Genomic DNA, 223 nt, shown 5'->3' with positions numbered 1-223 from the left:
AGACCAAATGGGTAAGAGAAAGAGGAGAGTCTTCACCGCCGAGCAGAAGGCCGAGGCCGTCAAGATCGCGCTCGGCTCACGCAAGTCCATCGCCGAGGTGGCCCGGGATCTCGACGTGGGCGTCAGCGTCCTGCGGAGTTGGATCAAGCAAGCGGAGATCGACCAGGCCGCCGATCCCAACGGCCCGATGACGTCGGAGGAGCGAGCGGAGCTCGCGAGGCTC

Annotated in this window: 1 protein-coding gene; it reads left to right on the top strand. The window is 65.0% G+C overall.

Annotated elements, in window-relative coordinates:
• Window positions 1-7 precede the first annotated feature (7 nt).
• Window positions 8-223: transposase (locus OEB96_RS00065; protein WP_266213331.1), on the top strand; the 216-nt coding region annotated here is incomplete at its 3' end.

The sequence above is a fragment of the Paraliomyxa miuraensis genome (assembly GCF_026337845.1).
In the GTDB taxonomy this organism is placed as follows: Bacteria; Myxococcota_A; Polyangia; order Nannocystales; family Nannocystaceae; genus Paraliomyxa; species Paraliomyxa miuraensis.
This window is presented reverse-complemented; position numbering and strand designations above follow the sequence as displayed.